Raw genomic sequence first — 19,155 nt, forward strand, 5'->3', positions numbered from 1 at the left:
GCCTGGGGTGGTCGGCCGGGTCGTTCTCCCCGGGGTGTTCCCTCGGACGGTGGCGGCGGGTCGGGTCAGTCGCGGGCGGCGCGGTGATGATCGGTTTCTGGGAGAAGGAGTTTGACGTATGAACGGGGGATGACCGGCGTGCGACGGACTGTGTGAGGGCACTCACCCCGCACCCCGGGGCACCTCGGCCAGAGCGCCCCCTACGATCCATGAATAGGTGCGTAGCCGGCACCTGACGGCCATGGCACGGATCAGCGCGGGGCGCAGCGCGGCGTCCCGGCGCCACAAGCCGACCGCACACGACGTCTACGAGGACCGATGAATCCTGTCGTACTGATCGCCGAAGAACTCGCCCCCGCCGCCATCGAGGTGCTCGCGCACGACTTCGACGTACGCCATGTCGACGGCGCCGACCGCCCGGCCCTGCTCTCCGCGCTTGCCGAGGCCGACGCGGTGATCGTGCGCAGCGCCACTCAGATCGACGCCGAGGCGATCGCCGCCGCGCCGCGGCTGAGGGTGGTCGCCCGGGCCGGCGTCGGTCTGGACAACGTCGAGGTGCCGGCCGCCACCGCGCGGGGCGTCATGGTCGTCAACGCCCCCACCTCCAACATCGTCTCTGCCGCCGAGCAGGCCGTCGCGTTGCTGCTGGCCGTGGCCCGCAACACCGCCGCCGCCAGCGCCGCGCTGAAGGCGGGGGAGTGGAAGCGGTCCAAGTACACCGGCGTCGAACTCCAGGGCAAGACGGTCGGCGTCGTCGGCCTCGGCCGCATCGGCGTGCTGTTCGCCCAGCGGATCGCCGCCTTCGGCACCCGGCTGATCGCGTACGACCCCTACATCCAGCCGGCCCGCGCCGCCCAGCTCGGCGTGCGACTGGTCGGCCTGGAGGAGCTGCTGCGGGAGAGCGACTTCATCTCCATCCACCTGCCGAAGACCCCGGAGACCGTGGGCCTTATCGGTGAGAAGGAACTGGCGATCGTCAAGCCGGGCGTGCGGATCGTCAACGCCGCCCGTGGCGGGCTCGTTGACGAGCAGGCCCTGGCCGACGCGATCGCCGAGGGGCGCGTCGCCGGCGCCGGCGTCGACGTGTACGCCAAGGAGCCCTGCACCTCCTCGCCGCTGTTCGCCTTCGACAACGTGGTGGCCACCCCGCACCTGGGGGCCTCCACCCACGAGGCACAGGACAAGGCAGGCCTGGCCGTGGCGAAGAGCGTCAAGCTGGCCCTGCAGGGCGAGTTCGTGCCGGACGCGGTGAACGTCCAAGCCGGTGGCGTGGTCGCCGAGGATGTCCGCCCGCTGCTGCCGCTGGCGGAGAAGCTCGGCCGGGCGTTCACCGCAGTGGCCGGCGGGGTCGCGGCCAGCGTCACCGTCGAGGTACGCGGTGAGATCGTCAACCACGACGTGTCGGTGCTGAAACTCGCCGCCACCAAGGGACTGTTCAGCTCCGTGGTGGAGGAGCAGGTCACCTACGTCAACGCTCCGCACCTGGCGGCCGAGCGGGGGGTAGAGGTCAGTCTGGTCACGCAGGTCGAGACGACCGACCACCCCAACCTGGTCACCGTCCGGGGCGCACTGCCGGACGGCCGTACGGTCAGCGTCTCCGGCACGCTGACCCACGCCGGTGCCCGCGACGTCCTCAAGCTTACCGAGGTGGACGGGTTCGACGTCGAGATCGGAGCGGAGGGCATCCTGCTCTTCCTGCGCTACGCCGACCGTCCCGGTGTGGTCGGCACCGTCGGCACCCTGCTCGGCAAGGCCGGCATCAACATCGCCGCGATGCAGGTCGCGCGCCGGGAGGCCGGTGGCGAGACGCTGATGACCCTGACCGTCGACCAGGCGCTCGGGGCGGACCTGCTCACCTCGGCGGCCGACTCGATCGGAGCCACCTCGGCGAGCGCGGCGGACCTGCGCGACGAGTAGCCCGGACCCGAGTCGCGGGGGCCCGGCCGACACGGCCGGGCCCCCGCGCGTATCCAGGGGCCACCTCGCGCCGTGCCGACGCGTCGGGCCGGGCGGCGCCACTCGGGCGGTCGAGGACGAGGAATCCATCCCGGAGCCGATGCCGGCCGGTCCGCGGCACGCCGTCGGGCCCGGGGCCGTCCCGCGCCACGCCGTCGGGCCGAGCGGTTCACGCCAGGCCGGGCGGTCAGCGCGCGACGCGGGACGGCGGCGGGTAGACCGACCCGTCCTGGGCGTCGAAGAGCATCAGGTCGTGCTCGCCGGCCAGCCGCTCGATGTCGAGCAGCACCTGGTCCGCGCAGGTCGGGACGAGATACAGCTCGATGTGGTCGTTGGCGGTGTGCAGCGGGAGGGTCGCCCACGGGGTGCCCGCCCCGGCCGGCCGGTCAGGGTACGTGGCGGTGACTGCCCGGTAGAAGGCGACGACCCGCGGGTCCGGGTGCCGGTCGCCGTGGCGTCCCCCTTCGCGGCACTGTCGTACCGCTGCCCGGACGTCCTCGGGCGTGGCCCCGGCCGGCAGGGCCCACACGCTCAGATCGAAACTCACGGCGGACAGCGTGCCATCCGTTGTTCACCATCGTGCAACGACCCCGCCGACATGCCCGGGAACGGGATGTCGGCGGTCACCACGATGGTCCGCTGTGGAGTCTCTTGCGTCGAGTTGCGCCGATTCGCTAGCGTACCCGTGCGGTCACCGGTCTGAGTGAGGGCGTTCGGCTCGTCTTCGGGTGGCGAGGTCAGGCGTCCGGCCGACCGGTCCGCACCCCTCGATTGCGCGAGCCACGCGCACTCGTCGCTGACCGGCCCCCACGGTCGTTGCCGAGACCGCGGGGGCCGATCGCGGGCCCGTCGACCGCGCCACCCCGTGGACCCCCTCCACGGGCCGGCCGACGCGCCTCGGCGCCACTCAACGGCGCCGGTGGGCGAAGAGAGCCTGATATCCCGATCCATTGCGGAACCACGCCAACCCGGTGGGGCCGGCGGCGTACAGCGCCGTGGCGTAGGCGTCGGCGACCGCCAGGTCCGGCCCGACGACGGTGGCCGCGACGAGGTGCTCGGCCGACTCGCCGGTGTGCGGGTCGACCACGTGCCCGTGTCGGCCGGTCACACCGGAGGTGCCGATCGCGCCGGCCGTCATCTCCAGCACCAGGGGAGCGCGTCCCCCGTCGGTCGGGTGGTGCACGGCCACCCGCCAAGGGCCGCCGTGCGCCGCACGGCCGCGCACGGTCAGGTCGGCCCCGGAGAGTACCGCGTAGTCGGTGATGCCGGCGGCGCGCAGCCGGGCCGCGGCCCGTTCCACCGCCCAGCCGTTGAGCAGGCCGCCCGGGTCGAAGCCGCCGGGCACCGCCCAGGCGTCGAACCACCCGTCGGTGGCCGCCCGCATCGCGGCGCACCGGTTCACCAGGTCGGCCAGTGGCGGGTACGACTCCGGGCTGATCTCGCCCCGGCGCAGCCGGGAGACCAGGCTGTCCGGGCGGCTCGGCCCGTAGGTGAGGTCGACGGCGCGCAGCTCGGCGACGGCGTCGCGCAGCGCGTCACCGACGGCCCGGCGGCCGACGTGTTCGGGGGCGTTGAGCAGCAGGGTGTACTCGGCGGTGCTGGTGCGGACGGTGTGCGCGGCGGAGATCCGGTCGCCGGTGGGATCACCGGCCCGGTCGACGCGGTGGCTGCGGACGCCGAGGCGCAGATCCGGTCGGCGCAGGGTGAACGCTGCCTGGTCCATCCACCGGGTGCGCGGCTGTTCGTCGAATCCCGCCGCCCCGCGACGCTGGTCGATCCGCATTGCTGCTCCTTCGCTGACCGCGCCGCGTCGTCGCGGCGGATCCGTGGCGTGCCCCCGTGACCCGCTTGTGGTCGACCCTAGGTAGTGGAGATGACCGCACCATGAATGTCAGCTGGGAGCCTCCTGAGCGTGTGGTTCTCCCGCATGGTGGAAGACGTGTACCGGGAGACGGGACGGCGACGTACGGTGCACGGGAGCGACGAGGTGAGGAGCGCCAGGTGGCACGGATCGCGGTGGTGGCCGGGGACGGGATCGGACCCGAGGTGATCGGGCAGGCCCGGAAGGTTCTCGACGCCTTGCTCCCCGGGATCGAGGCCACGGAGTACGACCTCGGCGCGGCGCGTTACCACCGCACCGGCGAGGTGCTGCCCGACTCGGTGTTGACCGAGCTGGCCGGGCACGACGCCATCCTGCTCGGCGCGGTGGGCGACCCGACCGTGCCGCCGGGCGTGCTGGAGCGCGGCCTGCTGCTCAAGCTCCGCTTCGACTTCGACCAGTACGTCAACCTGCGTCCCTCCCGGCTCTGGCCGGGCGTGGCGGGGCCGCTGGCCGCCGTCAAGCCGGGGGAGGTCGACCTGGTGGTGGTCCGGGAGGGCACCGAGGGGCTCTACGCGGGCGCCGGCGGCTCCCTGCACCGGGACACCCCCGCCGAGGTCGCCACCGAGGAGAGCCTGAACACCCGGCACGGGGTGGAGCGGGTGATCCGGGACGCCTTCGCCCGCGCCGCCCGCCGCGAGCGGCGCAAGGTCACGCTCGTGCACAAGACGAACGTGCTGACCCACGCCGGGTCGCTCTGGGCGCGCGCGTTCGAGGCCGTCGCCGCCGAGCACCCGGACGTGACCACCGAGTACCAGCACGTCGACGCCGCGGCGATGTTCCTGGTCACCCAGCCGCAGCGGTACGACGTGGTGGTCACCGACAACCTCTTCGGCGACATCCTCACCGACATCGCCGCGGCGGTCACCGGCGGCATCGGGCTGGCGGCCAGCGGCAGCATCAACCCCACCGGGGCGTACCCGTCGATGTTCGAGCCGGTGCACGGCTCGGCGCCGGACATCGCCGGCAAGGGGCTGGCCGACCCGGTGGCCGCGGTGCTCTCCGTCGCCCTCCTGCTCGACCAGCTGGGCCACCCGGACGCCGCCGCCCGGGTGACCGCCGCGGTCGCCACCGAGCTGGCCAGCCGCACCCCCGGCGTACCCCTGCGCACCGAGGAGGTCGGCGACCGGCTCGCCGGGTACGCCGTATCCTGACCGGCGTTCCCTCGCCCATCCCCACCGGTCCGCACCGGGTCCGCCAGATCCCGCGCCGGGCCGTGTCGTCCCGCTGTCGGGCGGATCCGACGCCCACGTACGGCGGTCGGGCACCCCGGTCCGCCGGTGTGGAGCTATCCGCTGAACGACCGTTCGGGGTAAGTTTCTGGCACGATGTCGGCGTGCGGTCCCGTGCGCCGTTCAACCCTCAGGGAGGTCAGCGCGATGAGCGGTGGTGACAAGCTCGATTTCGAGATCCGTCCGAATCCCGCCCCGGTATCCGCCGCCGACCGGGCCGCCCTGCTGGCCAATCCGGGCTTCGGCCGGGTCTTCACCGACCACATGGTCACCATCCGTTACGCCGAGGGCAAGGGCTGGTACGACGCCCGGGTCGAGGCCCGCGCACCGATCCCGATGGATCCGGCGAGCGCCGTCCTGCACTATGCGCAGGAGATCTTCGAGGGTTTGAAGGCGTACCGGGGCACGGACGGCTCCGTCACCATGTTCCGGCCCGAGGCCAACGCCGCCCGGTTCATCGTCTCCGCGCAACGGCTGGCCATGCCGGAGCTGCCGGCGGAGACGTTCGTCGAGTCGTTGCGCAGGCTGGTGGAGATCGACCGGGACTGGATCCCGGAGGGCCACGACGCCAGCCTCTACCTGCGCCCGTTCATGTTCGCCAGCGAGGTCTTCCTCGGCGTCCGCCCGGCCAACGAGTACCTCTACTGCGTCATCGCCTCGCCCGCCGGGGCGTACTTCGCCGGCGGCGTCAAGCCGGTCACGGTCTGGGTCTCGCCGGACTACACCCGCGCCGCCCCGGGCGGCACCGGCGCGGCGAAGTGCGGCGGGAACTACGCCGCCTCGCTGGCCGCGCAGGCCGAGGCGATCGAGGCGGGCTGTGAGCAGGTGGTCTTCCTCGACGCCGTGGAACGCCGCTTCGTCGACGAGCTCGGCGGCATGAACGTCTTCTTCGTGTACGACGACAACACCCTGGTCACCCCGCCGCTGACCGGCACCATCCTGCCGGGCATCACCCGGGATGCCATCCTCGCCCTGGCCGCCCGGTCCGGGCACCGCGTCCAGGAACGGCCGGTCAGCTTCGCCGACTGGCAGGCCGACGCCACCAGCGGCCGACTGCGTGAGGTCTTCGCCTGCGGCACCGCCGCGGTGATCACCCCGATCGGCCAGGTGCGGTACCCCGACGGGGAGTTCCTCATCGGCGAGGGTGAGCCCGGTCGCGCCACGATGGCGCTGCGCAAGCAGCTCGTCGCGATCCAGCGCGGTGAGGCCGAGGACCCGCACGGCTGGGTGCAGCGGGTCATCTGACCCGCCCGGGTCAGGTCAGCAGGTGGGCGCGGAGGGCGACGAGTTGGGCGCCGGTCAGTCCGGCCTGGCGCAGGTAGTCCTCCACCGAGCCGTACCGCTGGCGCAGCCCGGTCAGGAAGAGTGTCATCGCCTGGGCGGGCGTGGTGAGCGGCGGCTGCCCCAACCGCCCGCCCACGGTGGCGTACCAGGTCTGAAAGCGGTCCAGCGCCTCGGCGCTGAGCGCGTAGTCGGCGGCGATGTCGGCGTCGGCCACCCCGAGCGCGGCCAGGGTCAGGGCGCAGACGACCCCGGTGCGATCCTTGCCGGCCACGCAGTGCACCAGCACCGGGGCGTTCGCCGCATCGGCGATCAGGCTGACCGCCTCGGCCAGGCCGGCTGCACCGGTATCCGCGAGTCCGGCGTACCGCTCGGCCAGGTAGCGGGCCAGGTCGTTGCCCGGCCGGTACGGGTTCTCGGCCCAGTCGACGTGCTCCGGGTGGATGTGCCGGTACACCATGCCGTCCAGGTGGGGCACCCGACCGTCCCGCTCGACCTCGGTGGGCCGGCGCAGGTCGACGACGGTCCGGACACCCAGGGCGGCGAACGCCGCCAGGTCCGCGCCGTCGAGCCGGTGCGGCGTGTCGGAGCGGTAGAGCCGTCCCCAGCGGACGGCACGGCCGTCGCGGGCGGGGTAGCCGCCGACGTCGCGGCAGTTGAACATGACGGAGAACGGGATGCGGCGGGTGGCCTCGGTGTCGTCCACACCGAACACGGTAACGGGCGGCGGGCGACAGCCCCGTCCTGCCGTCGCGGCCGTCGGGTCAGCGGGCCGTGCCCGGGGGCAGGTTGCCGTACGTCTCGTCGTAGTAGCCGCCCAGCGTGTCCCGGTACGCCGGGTCGCTGTGGCTGGTCTCGTCGTACTCCGGCGCGGCCTTGATCTGGTCCCGGCTGCGGTCGACGTGGACCTTCCGGTCGTCGTGGTCGACCTGGTTCACGGTGCCGGCCGGCAGCATGACCTTCTTGCCGAAGACCCACGGCCCGGTGTCGACGACGAGGTAGCTGCCACCGACCTCGTGGCTCGCGCTGTCGATCTTGCCGATGCCGCCGTCGGTGGCCTCGACCCTGTAGCCGACGAGGTCGGCGTCGGTCACTCCGGCCTCGTCCCGGTAGCTCCACGGGTTGAAGGCGCCGCCGGGCGCGCCGCCGGCGACGGCGCCCTGGCCGTCGTCGACGATGGGATCGGTGCTGCCGTGGGTGGCGTGCGGGTCGAGCCGGTCCATGGGTGTACTCCTGCCTCGGCTGACGACAGCCGTCTGGGAGGTGAGGCTTCCTCGTTCGAAGATCAGGTACCCGGTCCGGCTGTCTCCCACACCCTGGGTGCGTCCTGGGCCGGGTCGGGGTGGTCGGTTCCCGCCCTGCCGTGGACCGAGCCGGTCCGGAAAACGCCGGCGGGGGCCGGGGCCGGGGCCGTGACGACGCGGCCCCCGGCCCCCGCCGGGGGCCGGATGGCTCAGGCCAGGGCGGCCTGCGCGTCGAGCGCCACCGCGGCGGCGTGCACGACGGCGGCGATACGCAGCCCCTCGTGCACCTGCTCGCGGGTGAACCCGGCGCCGCGCAGCGCCTTCTCGTGTGACTCAAGGCAGACCCCGCACCCGGTGATCGCCGAGACGGCGAGGCACCACAGCTCGAAGTCGCCCTTGTCCACGCCCGGCCGGGCGATGATCTGCATCCGAAGCCGGGCCGGCATCGAGGCGTACTGCTCGTCGCCGATGAGGTGCTTTGCCCGGTAGTAGACGTTGTTCATCGCCATGATCGTGGCGGCGCCCTTGGCCGCCTCGACCGCCTCCGGCGTCAGGTGTGCGGCGGCCTCGTCGGCGATCTCCGCGAGCACCCGCGGGTTGCGCGCGGCGACGGCGCAGGCCAGGGCGGTGCCCCAGGCCTGCTCCGGCTTGAGCGTGGAGGTGCCGACGGTGGAGCCGAGGTTGAGCTTGATGTCCCTGGCGTACTCGGGCAGCGCCGCTTTGATCGCGTCCAGACCCATCGTCAGGCCCCGACGCCGGCGAGGAGGGCGTTGGCGTCGAGGGTGGCGCCGCCCTTGTTCCAGTTGCACGGGCAGAGCTCGTCGGTCTGCAGCGCGTCGAGCACCCGGAGCACCTCGGAGACGTTCCGGCCGACCGAACCGGCGGTGACCATGGCGAACTGGATCTCGTTGTCCGGGTCGACGATGAAGGTCGCCCGCTGCGCCACGCCGTCCTCGCCGAGCACGCCGCAGGCGGCGGTCAGCTCGCGCTTGATGTCGCTGAGCATCGGGAAGGGCAGCTCGCGCAGGTCCGGGTGGTCCTTGCGCCAGGCGTAGTGCACGAACTCGTTGTCCACCGAGACGCCGAGCACCTGGGCGTCCCGGTCGGCGAAATCGCCGTTGAGCCGGCCGAACTCGGCGATCTCCGTCGGGCAGATGAAGGTGAAGTCCTTCGGCCAGAAGAAGACGACCCGCCACTTGCCCTCGTGGGACTTGTGGTTGATCGTCTCGAACGCCTGGTCGGCGTCGAGGGAGACGCAGGCGGTGAGTTCGTACTCGGGGAAGCGATCACCGACAGTGAGCACGGGTCCTCCTTGACAGCGGCATGCAGGCCGGTAACTGGATCGATTCCAGATGCTTTCGTAGCAATGCTTCCTCTTTGGTGGCGGCCGGGCGACTTGTGAAGCCGATCACCTCTGACGGTTTCGGCCCGCAATGCGGCGGTGGATCAGGTATTGCGTACCCAGAGTCACCGTCCCGCCATGTGGATTCTGCTCCCAGAAGGCGGTCCGCGGTGGCAGAGTGGCGACCGTGAGCAGCACCGTCCTGATTATTGGCACCTAGCGCGCCGGCCTCCCCTCCGCCGAGCGCGCAGACCTCCCGCACCCCGCGGGGGGTCTTTTTGTTGCTCCCCCGGGTTGCTCCCCGCCGTTGCAGACTCCCAGCCCGTTGCAGACTCCCCAGCCCGCGAAGAAGGGACTCCCATGACGTTCCAGGTGTACGACACGACGCTGCGCGACGGCGCCCAGCGTGAGGGGCTCAGCTACTCGGTGGTCGACAAGCTGGCGGTGGCCCGGCTGCTCGACGAGTTCGGGGTGGGCTTCGTCGAGGGCGGCTGGCCGGGTGCGGTGCCCAAGGACACCGAGTTCTTCCGCCGGGCGCGTACCGAGCTGGACCTGAGACACGCCGTGCTGGTCGCCTTCGGCGCCACCCGCCGGGCCGGCGTGGCGGTGCGGGACGACCCGCAGGTGCGCGGCCTGCTCGACGCCGAGACCCCGGCGGTCGCGCTGGTCGCCAAGGCCGACACCCGGCACGTCGAGCGGGCGCTGCGCACCACCGGGGCGGAGAACCTGGCGATGATCCGCGACACGGTCGCCCACCTGGTGGCCGAGGGGCGCAGGGTCTTCGTCGACGGCGAGCACTTCTTCGACGGATTCCGGCACGACCCCGCGTACACCGCGGCCGTGGTGGAGACCGCGCTCACCGCGGGCGCCGAGCGGTTCGTGCTCTGCGACACCAACGGCGGGATGTTGCCGTCCCAGGTGAGCGCGGCCATCGCCGACCTCACCGCGCGCACCGGGGTCGCCCCGGAACTGCTCGGCATCCACTGCCAGAACGACACCGCCTGCGCCGTGGCGAACACAATCGCCGCCGTCGAGGCCGGGGTCCGGCACTTCCAGGGCACCGCCAACGGGTACGGCGAGCGCCCCGGCAACGCCGACATCTTCGCGGTCGTCGCCAACCTCGAGCTCAAGCTCGGGCTGCCGGTCCTACCGGACGGCTGCCTGGCACAGATGGTGCGGGTCTCGCACGCCATCGCCGAGATCGCCAACATCGCCCCCGACACCCACCAGGCGTACGCCGGGGCCGCGGCCTTCGCCCACAAGGCGGGACTGCACGCGAGCGCGATCAAGGTCGACCCGTTGCTCTACAACCACGTGGACCCGTCGGTGGTGGGCAACGACATGCGGATCCTGGTCACCGAGATGGCCGGCCGGGCCAGCGTCGAGCTCAAGAGCCGCGAGCTGGGCCTGGACCTGGCCGCCCATCCGGCGACGCTGTCGAAGGTGACCAGCCGGGTCAAGGAGTTGGAGGCGGGGGGCTGGTCGTTCGAGGCCGCCGACGCCTCGTTCGAACTCCTGGTCCGCTCCGAGCTGCCGGGCGCCGAACCGGTGCGGCCGTTCGCGCTGGAGTCGTACCGGGTACTGGTCGAGCACCGCGAGGACGGCGCGGTGGTCTCCGAGGCGACCGTGAAGATCCGGGTACGCGGCGAGCGGGTGATCGCGACCGCGGAGGGCAACGGCCCGGTCAACGCGCTGGACGAGGCGCTGCGGGTCGGGCTGTCCCGGCACTACCCGGAACTGCGGCACTTCGAGCTGGCCGACTACAAGGTCCGCATCCTGGAGGGCAGCCACGGCACCGGCGCGGTGACCCGGGTGCTGGTGGAGACCGCCGACGGGGCCGGCCGCGACTGGACCACCGTCGGCGTCCACCCCAACGTGGTCGAGGCATCCTGGCACGCCCTGGTCGACGCCCTGACCTACGGTCTGGACCGCACCCGCGTCTGACCGGCCTGCCCGCCCCGCCCGGCACGGCGTCGCGCCGAACCGGCCGGGGCGGTCAGGAACCGGGCAGGCGGAGGCGGGCCAGGACGGCGCGGTGGTCGGTGCCGGAGACGCCGTGCACCTCGACCGCGTCGACGGCGATGCGGCGGTCGACCAGGACGTGGTCGATGGTGACCGGCGGGATCGGGTCTCCGTCGTACGGACCCCAGGTGCCGGCGAGCCCGGCCCCGGCCGCGTCGGCAGCGTCCACGTACCCGCTGTCCAGCAGGGCGCGCAACGGGGCGTGGTCGAGGGTGGCGTTGAAATCGCCGGCGAGGATGCTCAACGGTCCGTCGGGGGTGGCGCGCGGCTGCGCCCGCAGGTCGGTGAACCAGTCGTCGACCACGTCGACCGCGTACGGGGCGGCCGGGTGGGCCGACTCGACCCGCACCGGCGGCGCGCCGGGGACCGCCACGGTCGCGTACGCCTGGGTGAAGGCGAAGCCGCTGTTGCGCCGGAAGCCGCCGGCGGAGAGCGGGTAACGCGCGTAGAGGCCGGAGCCGGTGGTGCCGGCTTCCGGATTGAGCTGCCGGTGGGGGAGCAGGCCGGCCAGGCCAGCACGGTCCAGCTCGGCCTGTGCCTGCGGGGTGAACTCCTGCACCGCGAGGACGTCCACCTGGTGCCGGCGGACCAAACCGACCAGGGTGCGGGCGTCCGCCCCGCCCTTGAGCAGGTTGGCGGTGAGCAGCCGCAGCGCCGGCCCGTCGACGGCGGGCTGCCCGGAGGCCACGGCCCGCGGGGCCACCACGCCGACCAGCGCCAGCGTCGTCAACGCGGCCACCGCCGCCGGCCAGTGACGTCGCAGGGCCAGCGTCAGCGCCAGCACCAGCACACTCCCGGCCGCCACGTACGGGGTGAAGGCCAGCGCCTGCACCAGCGGGCCGTGTTCGAGCCCGCCGAGGCGCACCGCCGCCCAGGCCACCCCCGGCACGACCGCGAGCCGGCACAGGATGGTCGCGCCCCGGCGGTCGAGGCGGCGCGGCACGACAGTGTCGATCACAAAGTGAGCCTAGCCGGATTCCTCCGGTAATCGGTGCGTCGCCATTTCATGAATGGCGCACCCTTCCCCGCTCGCGTTGCTCACAAATTGCCAACCGGATGCCGAAACGCGCTGATCGACTATTGACGGACGGCTTTTGAGGGGTTACGTTCCTCCTGGTTGAGGCGTCCCAACAGAGCGTAGTAATGCCTGATCAGACCGGGTGCGAGGGCTAACGTAGTCGGCCCCTCGCGGTGCGGGGGCAAGGGTTTTCCCTTCGCTTTACCGGCCTTTCCACAGCTGTTATCCGACTCGCGGGAAACGCGAGTCGGCCGAATCACCACGGTCACACAAAGGGAGACCTGTTATGGCCACATTCCTCAGGCGTAAGGCGACGGCGGTGACGCTCGGCGTCCTGGCGCTCACCCTGGCGGGCGGCGGGATCGCCGCAGCCCAGCCGACGACCAAGGCTTCGACCGAGGTTGCTCAGCCCGGTGCCCGGTCGTCCGGCGCCACCCAGCCGCCCGTCTCGGCGGCGGATGCCAAGCGGGCCCGCGCGGCGCTCGACGCCGTCGGGGCGCAGGCGACCGCTGCGGGCACCGTGGCCTGGGCCGTCGCCAGCAGCGGCGGCAGCCTGCTGCGCGGTTCCCCCGAGGCGGTCTCGGTGACCCGGTACGGCCCCGGCCAGTACCAGGTGCTGTTCAACTACGACGTGAGCCGCAAGGCGTTCCAGGCGACGATCGGCACCACGGACCAGTACAACATCCCGCCGGCGGGCGAGATCTCGGTCGCCCCGCGGCTGTCGACCATCAACGGGGTCTTCGTCCAGACCCGGGACTCGGCCGGCACCCCGGCGGACCGTCCGTTCCACCTGCTCGTGGCCAACTGACCACAGCGACGTGCCGGCCCCGGGGGACCGGGGCCGGCACCGGTCTGTCCGGCCGGCCGGACGTCCCGGTCGACGCCGACTCCCGACTCCCGACTCCCGACGGCATGATCGACTTCGGTTGCGGCATGTCGCGGTGTCCACCGAGCCGGACGAACCCACCTGCCGCATACCGTGAGGCCCGGCGCGCGACGCACGGCGGGCGGCTCATGCCGATCTGCGCCTGACCGCCCGTAAAGGGTCGGAAAATCCGAGGTTTGCCCACCCGGTGGCCCGGGAAGCAAGCACCGTGACGGACATCTCGGACACCCTGGCCAGCCTGCCCACGGCAGCCACAGACGAACCGGGCGGCACCGGGCTGGAACAGACCCTCATCGAGGTCAAACGGGTGATCGTCGGGCAGGATCAACTCGTCGAACGCCTGCTCACCGCGATGGTCGCCGAGGGGCACTGCCTGTTGGAGGGCGTGCCCGGCGTGGCCAAGACCCTCGCCGCGCAGACCCTCGCCACGGTCGTCGGCGGCACCTTCTCCCGCATCCAGTTCACCCCCGACCTCGTCCCCTCCGACATCGTCGGCACCCGCATCTACCGAGCGTCGACGGAGTGCTTCGACGTCGAGCTGGGCCCGATCATGGCCAACCTGGTGCTGGCCGACGAGATCAACCGGGCCCCCGCGAAGGTGCAGTCCGCGCTGTTGGAGGCGATGGCCGAACGGCAGGTCTCCATCGGCGGCCGGACCTGGCCCGTGCCGGAGCCCTTTCTGGTGCTCGCGACCCAGAACCCGATCGAGTCCGAAGGGGTGTACCAGCTCCCCGAGGCGCAGCGCGACCGCTTCCTGATGAAGATCGTCGTGGACTACCCGGACGACGCCGAGGAACTGGCCATCCTCTACCGGATGAGCGGCGACCGGCCCCGGGCCCGCCGGGTGCTAGACCCCGGCCGGTTGCGCGAGCTGCAACGGCGGGCCGCCCACATCTTCGTGCATCACGCCGTCGCGGAGTACGTCGTCCGGCTCATCCTCGCCACCCGCGACCCGGGCCGGTTCGGGCTGCCCGAGATCGCCCCCATGCTGGCGTACGGTGCCAGCCCCCGGGCCACCCTCGGCCTGGTCGCCGCCGCACGGGCCCAGGCGCTGTTGCGCGGCCGGGAGTACGTGCTCCCCGAGGACGTGCGGGAACTCGCGGTGGACGTCCTCGCCCACCGCCTGGTGCTCTCCTTCGACGCGGTAGCCGACGGGATCTCCCCCGAGGCGGTGGTGCGCCGGCTGGTGCAGGCCGTGCCACCGCCGACGCTGGCCGCCGGGCAGCCCGAGCACACTCGCGACCTGGCGGCGGCATGAGACGCGCCGCCGCGCCGCCACCGGCCGCCCCGGGGCTGGCCGACCTCGCCCCCGACCAGCGGCTGCGCCGGCTGGAGCTGACCGTGACCCGCCGCCTGGACGGGCTGCTCCAGGGGCAGCACCGGGGCCTGCTGCCCGGACCGGGCAGCGAGATCGCCGGCAGCCGCGAGTACCGGCCGGGCGAGGACGAGGTACGCCGGATGGACTGGGCGGTCACCGCCCGCACCACCGTGCCGCACGTCCGCGAGGTCGACGCCGACCGGGAACTCACCACCTGGCTGCTGGTGGACGCCAGCCCCAGCATGGAGTTCGGCACCGCCGAGCTGGACAAACGGGAGCTGTCGGTGGCCGCCGTCGCCGCGGTCGGCTTCCTCACCGCCGGAACGGGCAACCGGCTCGGCGCCCAGGTGCTGACCGAGGGCGGCCTGCGCCGCTTCCCGGCGCGCAGTGGTCGGACCCACCTGCTGAGCCTGCTCCGGGCGCTGCTGGCCGCCCCGCGGGCCGACGGGCACGACCCCGGGAAGCCGTCGGCCGCCCAGCCCGACCTGGGTGCGGCGCTCGCGGCGGTGCAGCGGGTCGCCCGCCGCCGCGGCCTGGTCGTGGTGGTCTCCGACTTCCTCGACGGCCTACCGGACCAGCGCGCCGATCCGGCCCCCTGGGAGCCGGCGCTGCGCCGGCTCGCCGCCCGCCACCAGGTGCTCGCGGTAGAGATCACCGACCCCCGCGAGCTGGAGCTGCCGGACGTCGGACTGATCACCCTGGTCGACCCGGAGACCGGCCGCCGGCGGGAGGTGTGGACCGGCGACGCCGCTCTGCGCCGGCGCTACGCCAGCGCCGCCGCCACCCAACGCGAGCAGGTGCGCCGGGTGCTGCGTCGGTGCGGCGCGACCCACCTGGCGCTGCGCACCGACGGGGACTGGACCGCCGACATCGTGCGCCACGTGCACACCCAGCGCCGCCTCGCGGCGGCGCCCGCCGCGGCCCGGGGAGGTCTAGCGTGACCTGGCAGTCACCCGCCCGGCTGCTGCTGCTGTTCGGGGTGCTCGCGCTGGCCGTCGGCTACCTGCTCGCCCAGCGCCGGCGGAGCCGGTACGCCGTCCGCTTCACCAATCTGCGGCTGCTCGACCGGGTCGCGCCGGTCCGGCCCGCCTGGCGGCGGCACGTCCCAGCCGGTCTCTTCCTGGCGATGCTGGCGCTGTTGGTGGTGGGTTTCGCCCGGCCCGAGGCCGAGGTGCGGGTGCCCCGGGAACGGGCCACCGTCATGGTGGCCGTCGACGTCTCCACCTCGATGCTCGCCACCGACGTGGAACCGGACCGGCTGGCGGCGGCCAAGGCGGCCGCCCGCCGCTTCGTCGACGGCCTGCCCGACGAGTTCAACGTCGGACTGGTCGCCTTCGCCGGCAGCGCGGCGGTCCTGGTGCCGCCGAACACCGACCGGGAGGCGCTGCACGAGGGAATCGACCGGCTCGCCGAGGGGATCACCGGCGTGCAGGGCACCGCGATCGGCGAGGCGATCAGCGCCTCCCTCGGCGCGGTGAAGAGCCTGGACGAGAGGGCGGCGAAACAGCCCCCGCCGGCCCGGGTCATCCTGCTCTCCGACGGTGCGAACACCTCGGGCATGGATCCGATGGAGGCCGCCTCGGCGGCGGTGGCCGCGAAGGTGCCGGTGCACACCATCTCCTTCGGCACACCCGGCGGTTTCGTGGACCGGGGCGGCCGGCCGATCCGGGTCCCGGTGGACGGGCAGACCCTCCAGGCTGTGGCCGAGGACACCGGTGGCCGGTTCCACGAGGCCGGCAGCAGCCGGGAGTTGCGCGAGGTGTACGAGGACATCGGCTCCTCGGTGGGATGGCGCACGGAACGCCAGGACATCTCCGCCCGGTTCATCGGCCTCGGACTGGTGTTCGCCATGGCCGCCGCCGCCGGTTCGATGCGGTGGTTCTCCCGCCTGCCCTGAGCCGGCACGAGAACAGTCCCGGCGGAGGGACCGACCGGCACGGGCCGGGCACAAGCGACAGTGAGGAGCGTGTGGATGGCAGCGCAGACCGGTCTGGGTGAGCCGCGGGGGCCCTGGTTCGTCTCGCCAGTGCTGGGGCCCGACGGACGGCTCCGGTGGGACGCACCGGGGTCGGGGGAGGACCCGTCACGGCGGCGCTGGCACGGGCGACTGCTCTCCGCGGCAGCGGTGGTCGCCCTCTCCACCGTCTCCGGCGCGGCGGCCGGCGGCTGGGTGGCCGACAACGACGGCGGCCCGGGAGCGACGGCGGCCTCCGCCGCGCCGGTGCCCGCGGAGCTGGTGACCGCCGCGCAGCGGACGGTGCCGGGCGTGGTGTCGGTGATGGCCGGCTCCGGCGGGTCGGGCGCGACGGGCTCCGGCTTCGCGATCGACAACCAGCAGCACATCATCACCAACGACCACATCCTGACCAAGGGGGGCGGCGGTACGGTGACGGTGGAGCTGCCGGACGGCCGCCGGTACGGCGCCGAGGTGGTCGGCCGGGAGCCGGGCAGTGACCTGGCGGTGCTGAAGGTGCCGACGGACGCTGGTCTCGCGCCGCTGCCGCTGGCCAAGCCCCGCTCGACCCGGGTGGGGGAGCCGGTGCTGGCGGTCGGCTCGCCGCTCGGGCTGCCCGGCACGGTCACCGCGGGCATCGTCAGCGCGTTGGACCGGCAGGTGCGCCTCGGCACCACCCGCCGCAGCGCGGTGCAGACCGACGCCTCCATCAACCCAGGCAACTCCGGCGGCCCGCTGGTGAACGCCCGGGGCGAGGTGGTCGGGGTGAACACCGCGATCGCCACCATCGACGGCAACGGCTCCATCGGCATCGGGTTCGCCATCCCGATCGACCAGGTTCAGCAGACCGCCGATACGATCATCGGTAAAGGCGGCTGAACCGGGTAGATCCACCAGAATGGCTGTAACGGTAGAACTGTCAGGTATGCGGCGTGGGCCCATCGGACGATAGAAATATCACGCTCAGTATGGATACTGGCGTGGGTGGAGCTTCCTTTCGTTGCGGTCCTGCTGGCGGTGGGACTCTTCCTCGGATGGGGCGTGGGCACACAGTACGCCCGGGCCAAACGCGGCTGGACCGACTACAAGGCCGCCCAGAGAGCGGTGCCCGGCGCCCGCCGGGCGGCGTGGCTGCTGGTCCGAGCGGTCACCACCAAGGTCGGGGTGATCGCGTTGCTGCTCGTCGGCGCCGTCGCGTACGCCGCCGCCGGCCCCGACCAGGAGCGCGCCGAGCCGGCCCCCAGCCCCTCTCCGACCGCTTCCACCAAGGCCGGCGTGAAGGGGCGCTAGCCTCACAGCTGTGGACGATGGACTGCGGGTGACCGACCGGTGGGTCGTTCCCTCCGCCGAGCTGCGGGAACGCTTTTCCCGATCGTCCGGTCCAGGCGGTCAGGGGGTCAACACCACCGACTCCCGGGTGGAGTTGAGCTTCGACCTGGCCGCCACCGGCAGCCTGTCGCCCGCGCTGCGCGCCCGGGCGATGGACCGGCTGGCCGGGCGGCTGGTGGACGGGGTGCTGACCGTCGCCGCCAGCGAGCACCGGGCTCAGCTCGCCAACCGGGAGGCGGCCCGGGAGCGGTTGACGGCGCTGCTGCGCGAGGCCGTCGCGCCCCCGCCTCCGCCGCGGCGGCCGACCCGGCCCTCCCGGGGCGCCAAGGAACGCCGGCTGGCCGACAAGAAGCGCCAGTCGCAGCGCAAACGGGACCGGCGGGTCGACGGGGAGTGACGGGCCGGATCTGACCTGCCGACGCCGCGGGTTGCCTGGGCTGTGGGCATGGCCGCCGGCACCCTGACCACCGTTTCACGACCGACGGTGCTCGCCTGCTGGCACGGGCATTGAGTTCGACGATGTTCGATGCTGGAATGGCGTCGGGAGCATGGGCTGTCATTCACCGCACCTCGTCGACGCGACAGGAGTCTCCTCATCATGCCCCGAAGGCCCTTCCTCTCCGCCCTGCTCGCCGCACTCGTCGCCGTTCCCCTCACCCTGCTCGGGCTGGCCGACGCCGCCCCTGCCCGCACGGCCGCCGCACCGGTGCGGATCATGCCGCTCGGCGACTCGATCACCGGATCGCCCGGCTGCTGGCGCGCCATCCTCTGGAACCGCCTCCAGTCCACCGGCCACACCAACATCGACTTCGTCGGCACCCTCGGCCCGCAGGGATGCGGCCAGCCGCACGACGGGGACAACGAGGGCCACGGCGGATACCTGGTGACGAACGTCGCCAACCAGAACCTGCTGCCCGGCTGGCTCTCGGCCACCCGCCCCGACATCGTGCTCATGCACTTCGCCACCAACGACGTGTGGAGCAACATCCCGCCGAGCACCATCCTGGCCGCGTACTCGAAGCTGGTCGACCAGATGCGGGCCAGCAACCCGGCGATGCGGGTGATCGTCGCGAAGATCATTCCGATGGCCCCGACCAGTTGCCCCGAGTGCGGGCAGCGGGTGGTGACCTTCAACAACGCCATCGACGGCTGGGCGGCGGGCAAGACCACCGCGCAGTCGCCGATCTCGGTGGTCGACCAGTGGACCGGCTTCAACACCGCCACCGACACCTACGACGGGGTGCACCCCAACGCCACCGGCGACCGGAAGATGTCCGACCGTTGGTACCCGGCCCTGGCGGCCGCCCTCTCCGGCGCCAGCCCGAGCCCGTCCACCAGCCCGAGTCCGACGACCAGCCCGAGTCCGACGACCAGCCCGAGTCCGACCACCAGCCCGACTGTGACCCCCACGGGGGCGCCGCCGTCGGTGGCCTGCGTCGCCACCTACCGGATCATCGGGCAGTGGCCGGGCGGCTGGCAGGGCGAGGTGACGGTGCGCAGCACCGGCACCGCCCGTACCACCGGCTGGCGGGTCGGGTTCACCCTCTCCTCCGGCCAGCGGATCACGCAGGCGTGGAACGCCGAGCTGACCCAGACCGACACCTCGGTCTCCGCGCGCAACGTGGGTTGGAACGGCGCGCTGAATCCGGGTGCCGAAGCCACCCTCGGTTTCCTGGCCAGCAGCTCCACCACCC

19 protein-coding genes are annotated in these 19,155 nt (G+C 72.8%); 12 read left to right on the top strand and 7 right to left on the bottom strand.

The annotated features are described in order from the left end of the window. The first annotated feature begins 318 nt into the window (after window positions 1-318). Window positions 319-1,917 (top strand): phosphoglycerate dehydrogenase, encoded by a 1,599-nt coding sequence (gene serA / locus E1193_RS19870; protein WP_132184694.1) that lies wholly within the window; start codon window positions 319-321, stop codon window positions 1,915-1,917. 226 nt (window positions 1,918-2,143) lie between these two features. On the opposite strand, the gene E1193_RS19875 is transcribed toward serA, so the two are convergent. Continuing rightward, entirely contained in the window at window positions 2,144-2,503 is a 360-nt protein-coding gene (locus tag E1193_RS19875) for a hypothetical protein (RefSeq protein WP_132184695.1), read from the bottom strand. 360 nt (window positions 2,504-2,863) lie between these two features. Further along, window positions 2,864-3,739: an FAD:protein FMN transferase gene (locus tag E1193_RS19880; RefSeq protein WP_132184696.1), complete on the bottom strand. Its 876-nt coding sequence runs from the start codon at window positions 3,737-3,739 to the stop codon at window positions 2,864-2,866. 218 nt (window positions 3,740-3,957) lie between these two features. Between E1193_RS19880 and E1193_RS19885 the strand changes: the two genes are divergently transcribed. Next, window positions 3,958-4,989, top strand: coding sequence for a 3-isopropylmalate dehydrogenase (locus tag E1193_RS19885; protein WP_132184697.1), 1,032 nt, complete (start codon window positions 3,958-3,960; stop codon window positions 4,987-4,989). A 225-nt stretch (window positions 4,990-5,214) separates the two neighbouring features. Then, the gene (locus tag E1193_RS19890) at window positions 5,215-6,312 is read left to right on the top strand and encodes a branched-chain amino acid aminotransferase (RefSeq protein ID WP_132184698.1); all 1,098 of its coding nucleotides are present in this window, start codon (window positions 5,215-5,217) and stop codon (window positions 6,310-6,312) included. 10 nt (window positions 6,313-6,322) lie between these two features. Here the strand turns inward: E1193_RS19890 and E1193_RS19895 are convergent, their stop codons facing one another. The 4 genes from E1193_RS19895 to E1193_RS19910 form a co-directional block, all read right to left on the bottom strand. Continuing rightward, on the bottom strand, window positions 6,323-7,012 hold the full coding sequence (locus E1193_RS19895; protein WP_132184711.1) for a tyrosine-protein phosphatase: 690 nt from the start codon (window positions 7,010-7,012) through the stop codon (window positions 6,323-6,325). Between the two features lie 100 nt (window positions 7,013-7,112). Continuing rightward, window positions 7,113-7,571 carry a PRC-barrel domain containing protein gene (locus E1193_RS19900; RefSeq protein WP_132184699.1) on the bottom strand — a complete coding sequence of 153 codons (459 nt, stop codon included), beginning with the start codon at window positions 7,569-7,571 and terminating at the stop codon, window positions 7,113-7,115. Between the two features lie 230 nt (window positions 7,572-7,801). Further along, entirely contained in the window at window positions 7,802-8,332 is a 531-nt protein-coding gene (locus E1193_RS19905) for a carboxymuconolactone decarboxylase family protein (RefSeq protein ID WP_132184700.1), read from the bottom strand. Window positions 8,333-8,334: 2 nt separating this feature from the next. Further along, window positions 8,335-8,895, bottom strand: coding sequence for a peroxiredoxin (locus E1193_RS19910; protein ID WP_132184701.1), 561 nt, complete (start codon window positions 8,893-8,895; stop codon window positions 8,335-8,337). 399 nt (window positions 8,896-9,294) lie between these two features. On the opposite strand from E1193_RS19910, the gene cimA reads away from it, so the two are divergent. Next, the gene (gene cimA, locus E1193_RS19915; RefSeq protein ID WP_132184702.1) at window positions 9,295-10,878 is read left to right on the top strand and encodes a citramalate synthase; all 1,584 of its coding nucleotides are present in this window, start codon (window positions 9,295-9,297) and stop codon (window positions 10,876-10,878) included. Between the two features lie 52 nt (window positions 10,879-10,930). Here cimA and E1193_RS19920 read toward each other — a convergent pair whose 3' ends face one another. After that, complete coding sequence (locus E1193_RS19920) at window positions 10,931-11,866, bottom strand: endonuclease/exonuclease/phosphatase family protein (RefSeq protein ID WP_132184712.1); 936 nt, start codon at window positions 11,864-11,866, stop codon at window positions 10,931-10,933. A gap of 394 nt (window positions 11,867-12,260) precedes the next feature. On the opposite strand from E1193_RS19920, the gene E1193_RS19925 reads away from it, so the two are divergent. The 8 genes from E1193_RS19925 to E1193_RS19960 all read left to right on the top strand — a co-directional run. After that, complete coding sequence (locus E1193_RS19925) at window positions 12,261-12,782, top strand: hypothetical protein (protein WP_132184703.1); 522 nt, start codon at window positions 12,261-12,263, stop codon at window positions 12,780-12,782. A 286-nt stretch (window positions 12,783-13,068) separates the two neighbouring features. Then, window positions 13,069-14,118 (top strand): MoxR family ATPase, encoded by a 1,050-nt coding sequence (locus E1193_RS19930; protein WP_132184704.1) that lies wholly within the window; start codon window positions 13,069-13,071, stop codon window positions 14,116-14,118. Continuing rightward, complete coding sequence (locus E1193_RS19935) at window positions 14,115-15,119, top strand: DUF58 domain-containing protein (protein ID WP_132184705.1); 1,005 nt, start codon at window positions 14,115-14,117, stop codon at window positions 15,117-15,119. The genes E1193_RS19930 and E1193_RS19935 overlap by 4 nt, the downstream gene beginning before the upstream one ends. Beyond that, the gene (locus E1193_RS19940; RefSeq protein ID WP_132184706.1) at window positions 15,116-16,075 is read left to right on the top strand and encodes a VWA domain-containing protein; all 960 of its coding nucleotides are present in this window, start codon (window positions 15,116-15,118) and stop codon (window positions 16,073-16,075) included. Before E1193_RS19935 ends, E1193_RS19940 begins: the two co-directional genes overlap by 4 nt. A 75-nt stretch (window positions 16,076-16,150) precedes the next feature. Continuing rightward, window positions 16,151-17,011, top strand: a complete 861-nt coding sequence (locus E1193_RS19945; protein WP_132184707.1) for a trypsin-like peptidase domain-containing protein — start codon at window positions 16,151-16,153, stop codon at window positions 17,009-17,011. A gap of 105 nt (window positions 17,012-17,116) precedes the next feature. Continuing rightward, window positions 17,117-17,422 carry a hypothetical protein gene (locus E1193_RS19950; RefSeq protein WP_132184708.1) on the top strand — a complete coding sequence of 102 codons (306 nt, stop codon included), beginning with the start codon at window positions 17,117-17,119 and terminating at the stop codon, window positions 17,420-17,422. A gap of 10 nt (window positions 17,423-17,432) precedes the next feature. Continuing rightward, complete coding sequence (gene arfB, locus E1193_RS19955) at window positions 17,433-17,858, top strand: alternative ribosome rescue aminoacyl-tRNA hydrolase ArfB (protein WP_132184709.1); 426 nt, start codon at window positions 17,433-17,435, stop codon at window positions 17,856-17,858. A gap of 201 nt (window positions 17,859-18,059) precedes the next feature. Next, window positions 18,060-19,155: cellulose binding domain-containing protein (locus E1193_RS19960; RefSeq protein ID WP_132184710.1), on the top strand; the 1,096-nt coding region annotated here is incomplete at its 3' end.

Source organism: Micromonospora sp. KC606, from assembly GCF_004348675.1.
GTDB lineage: Bacteria > Actinomycetota > Actinomycetes > Mycobacteriales > Micromonosporaceae > Micromonospora.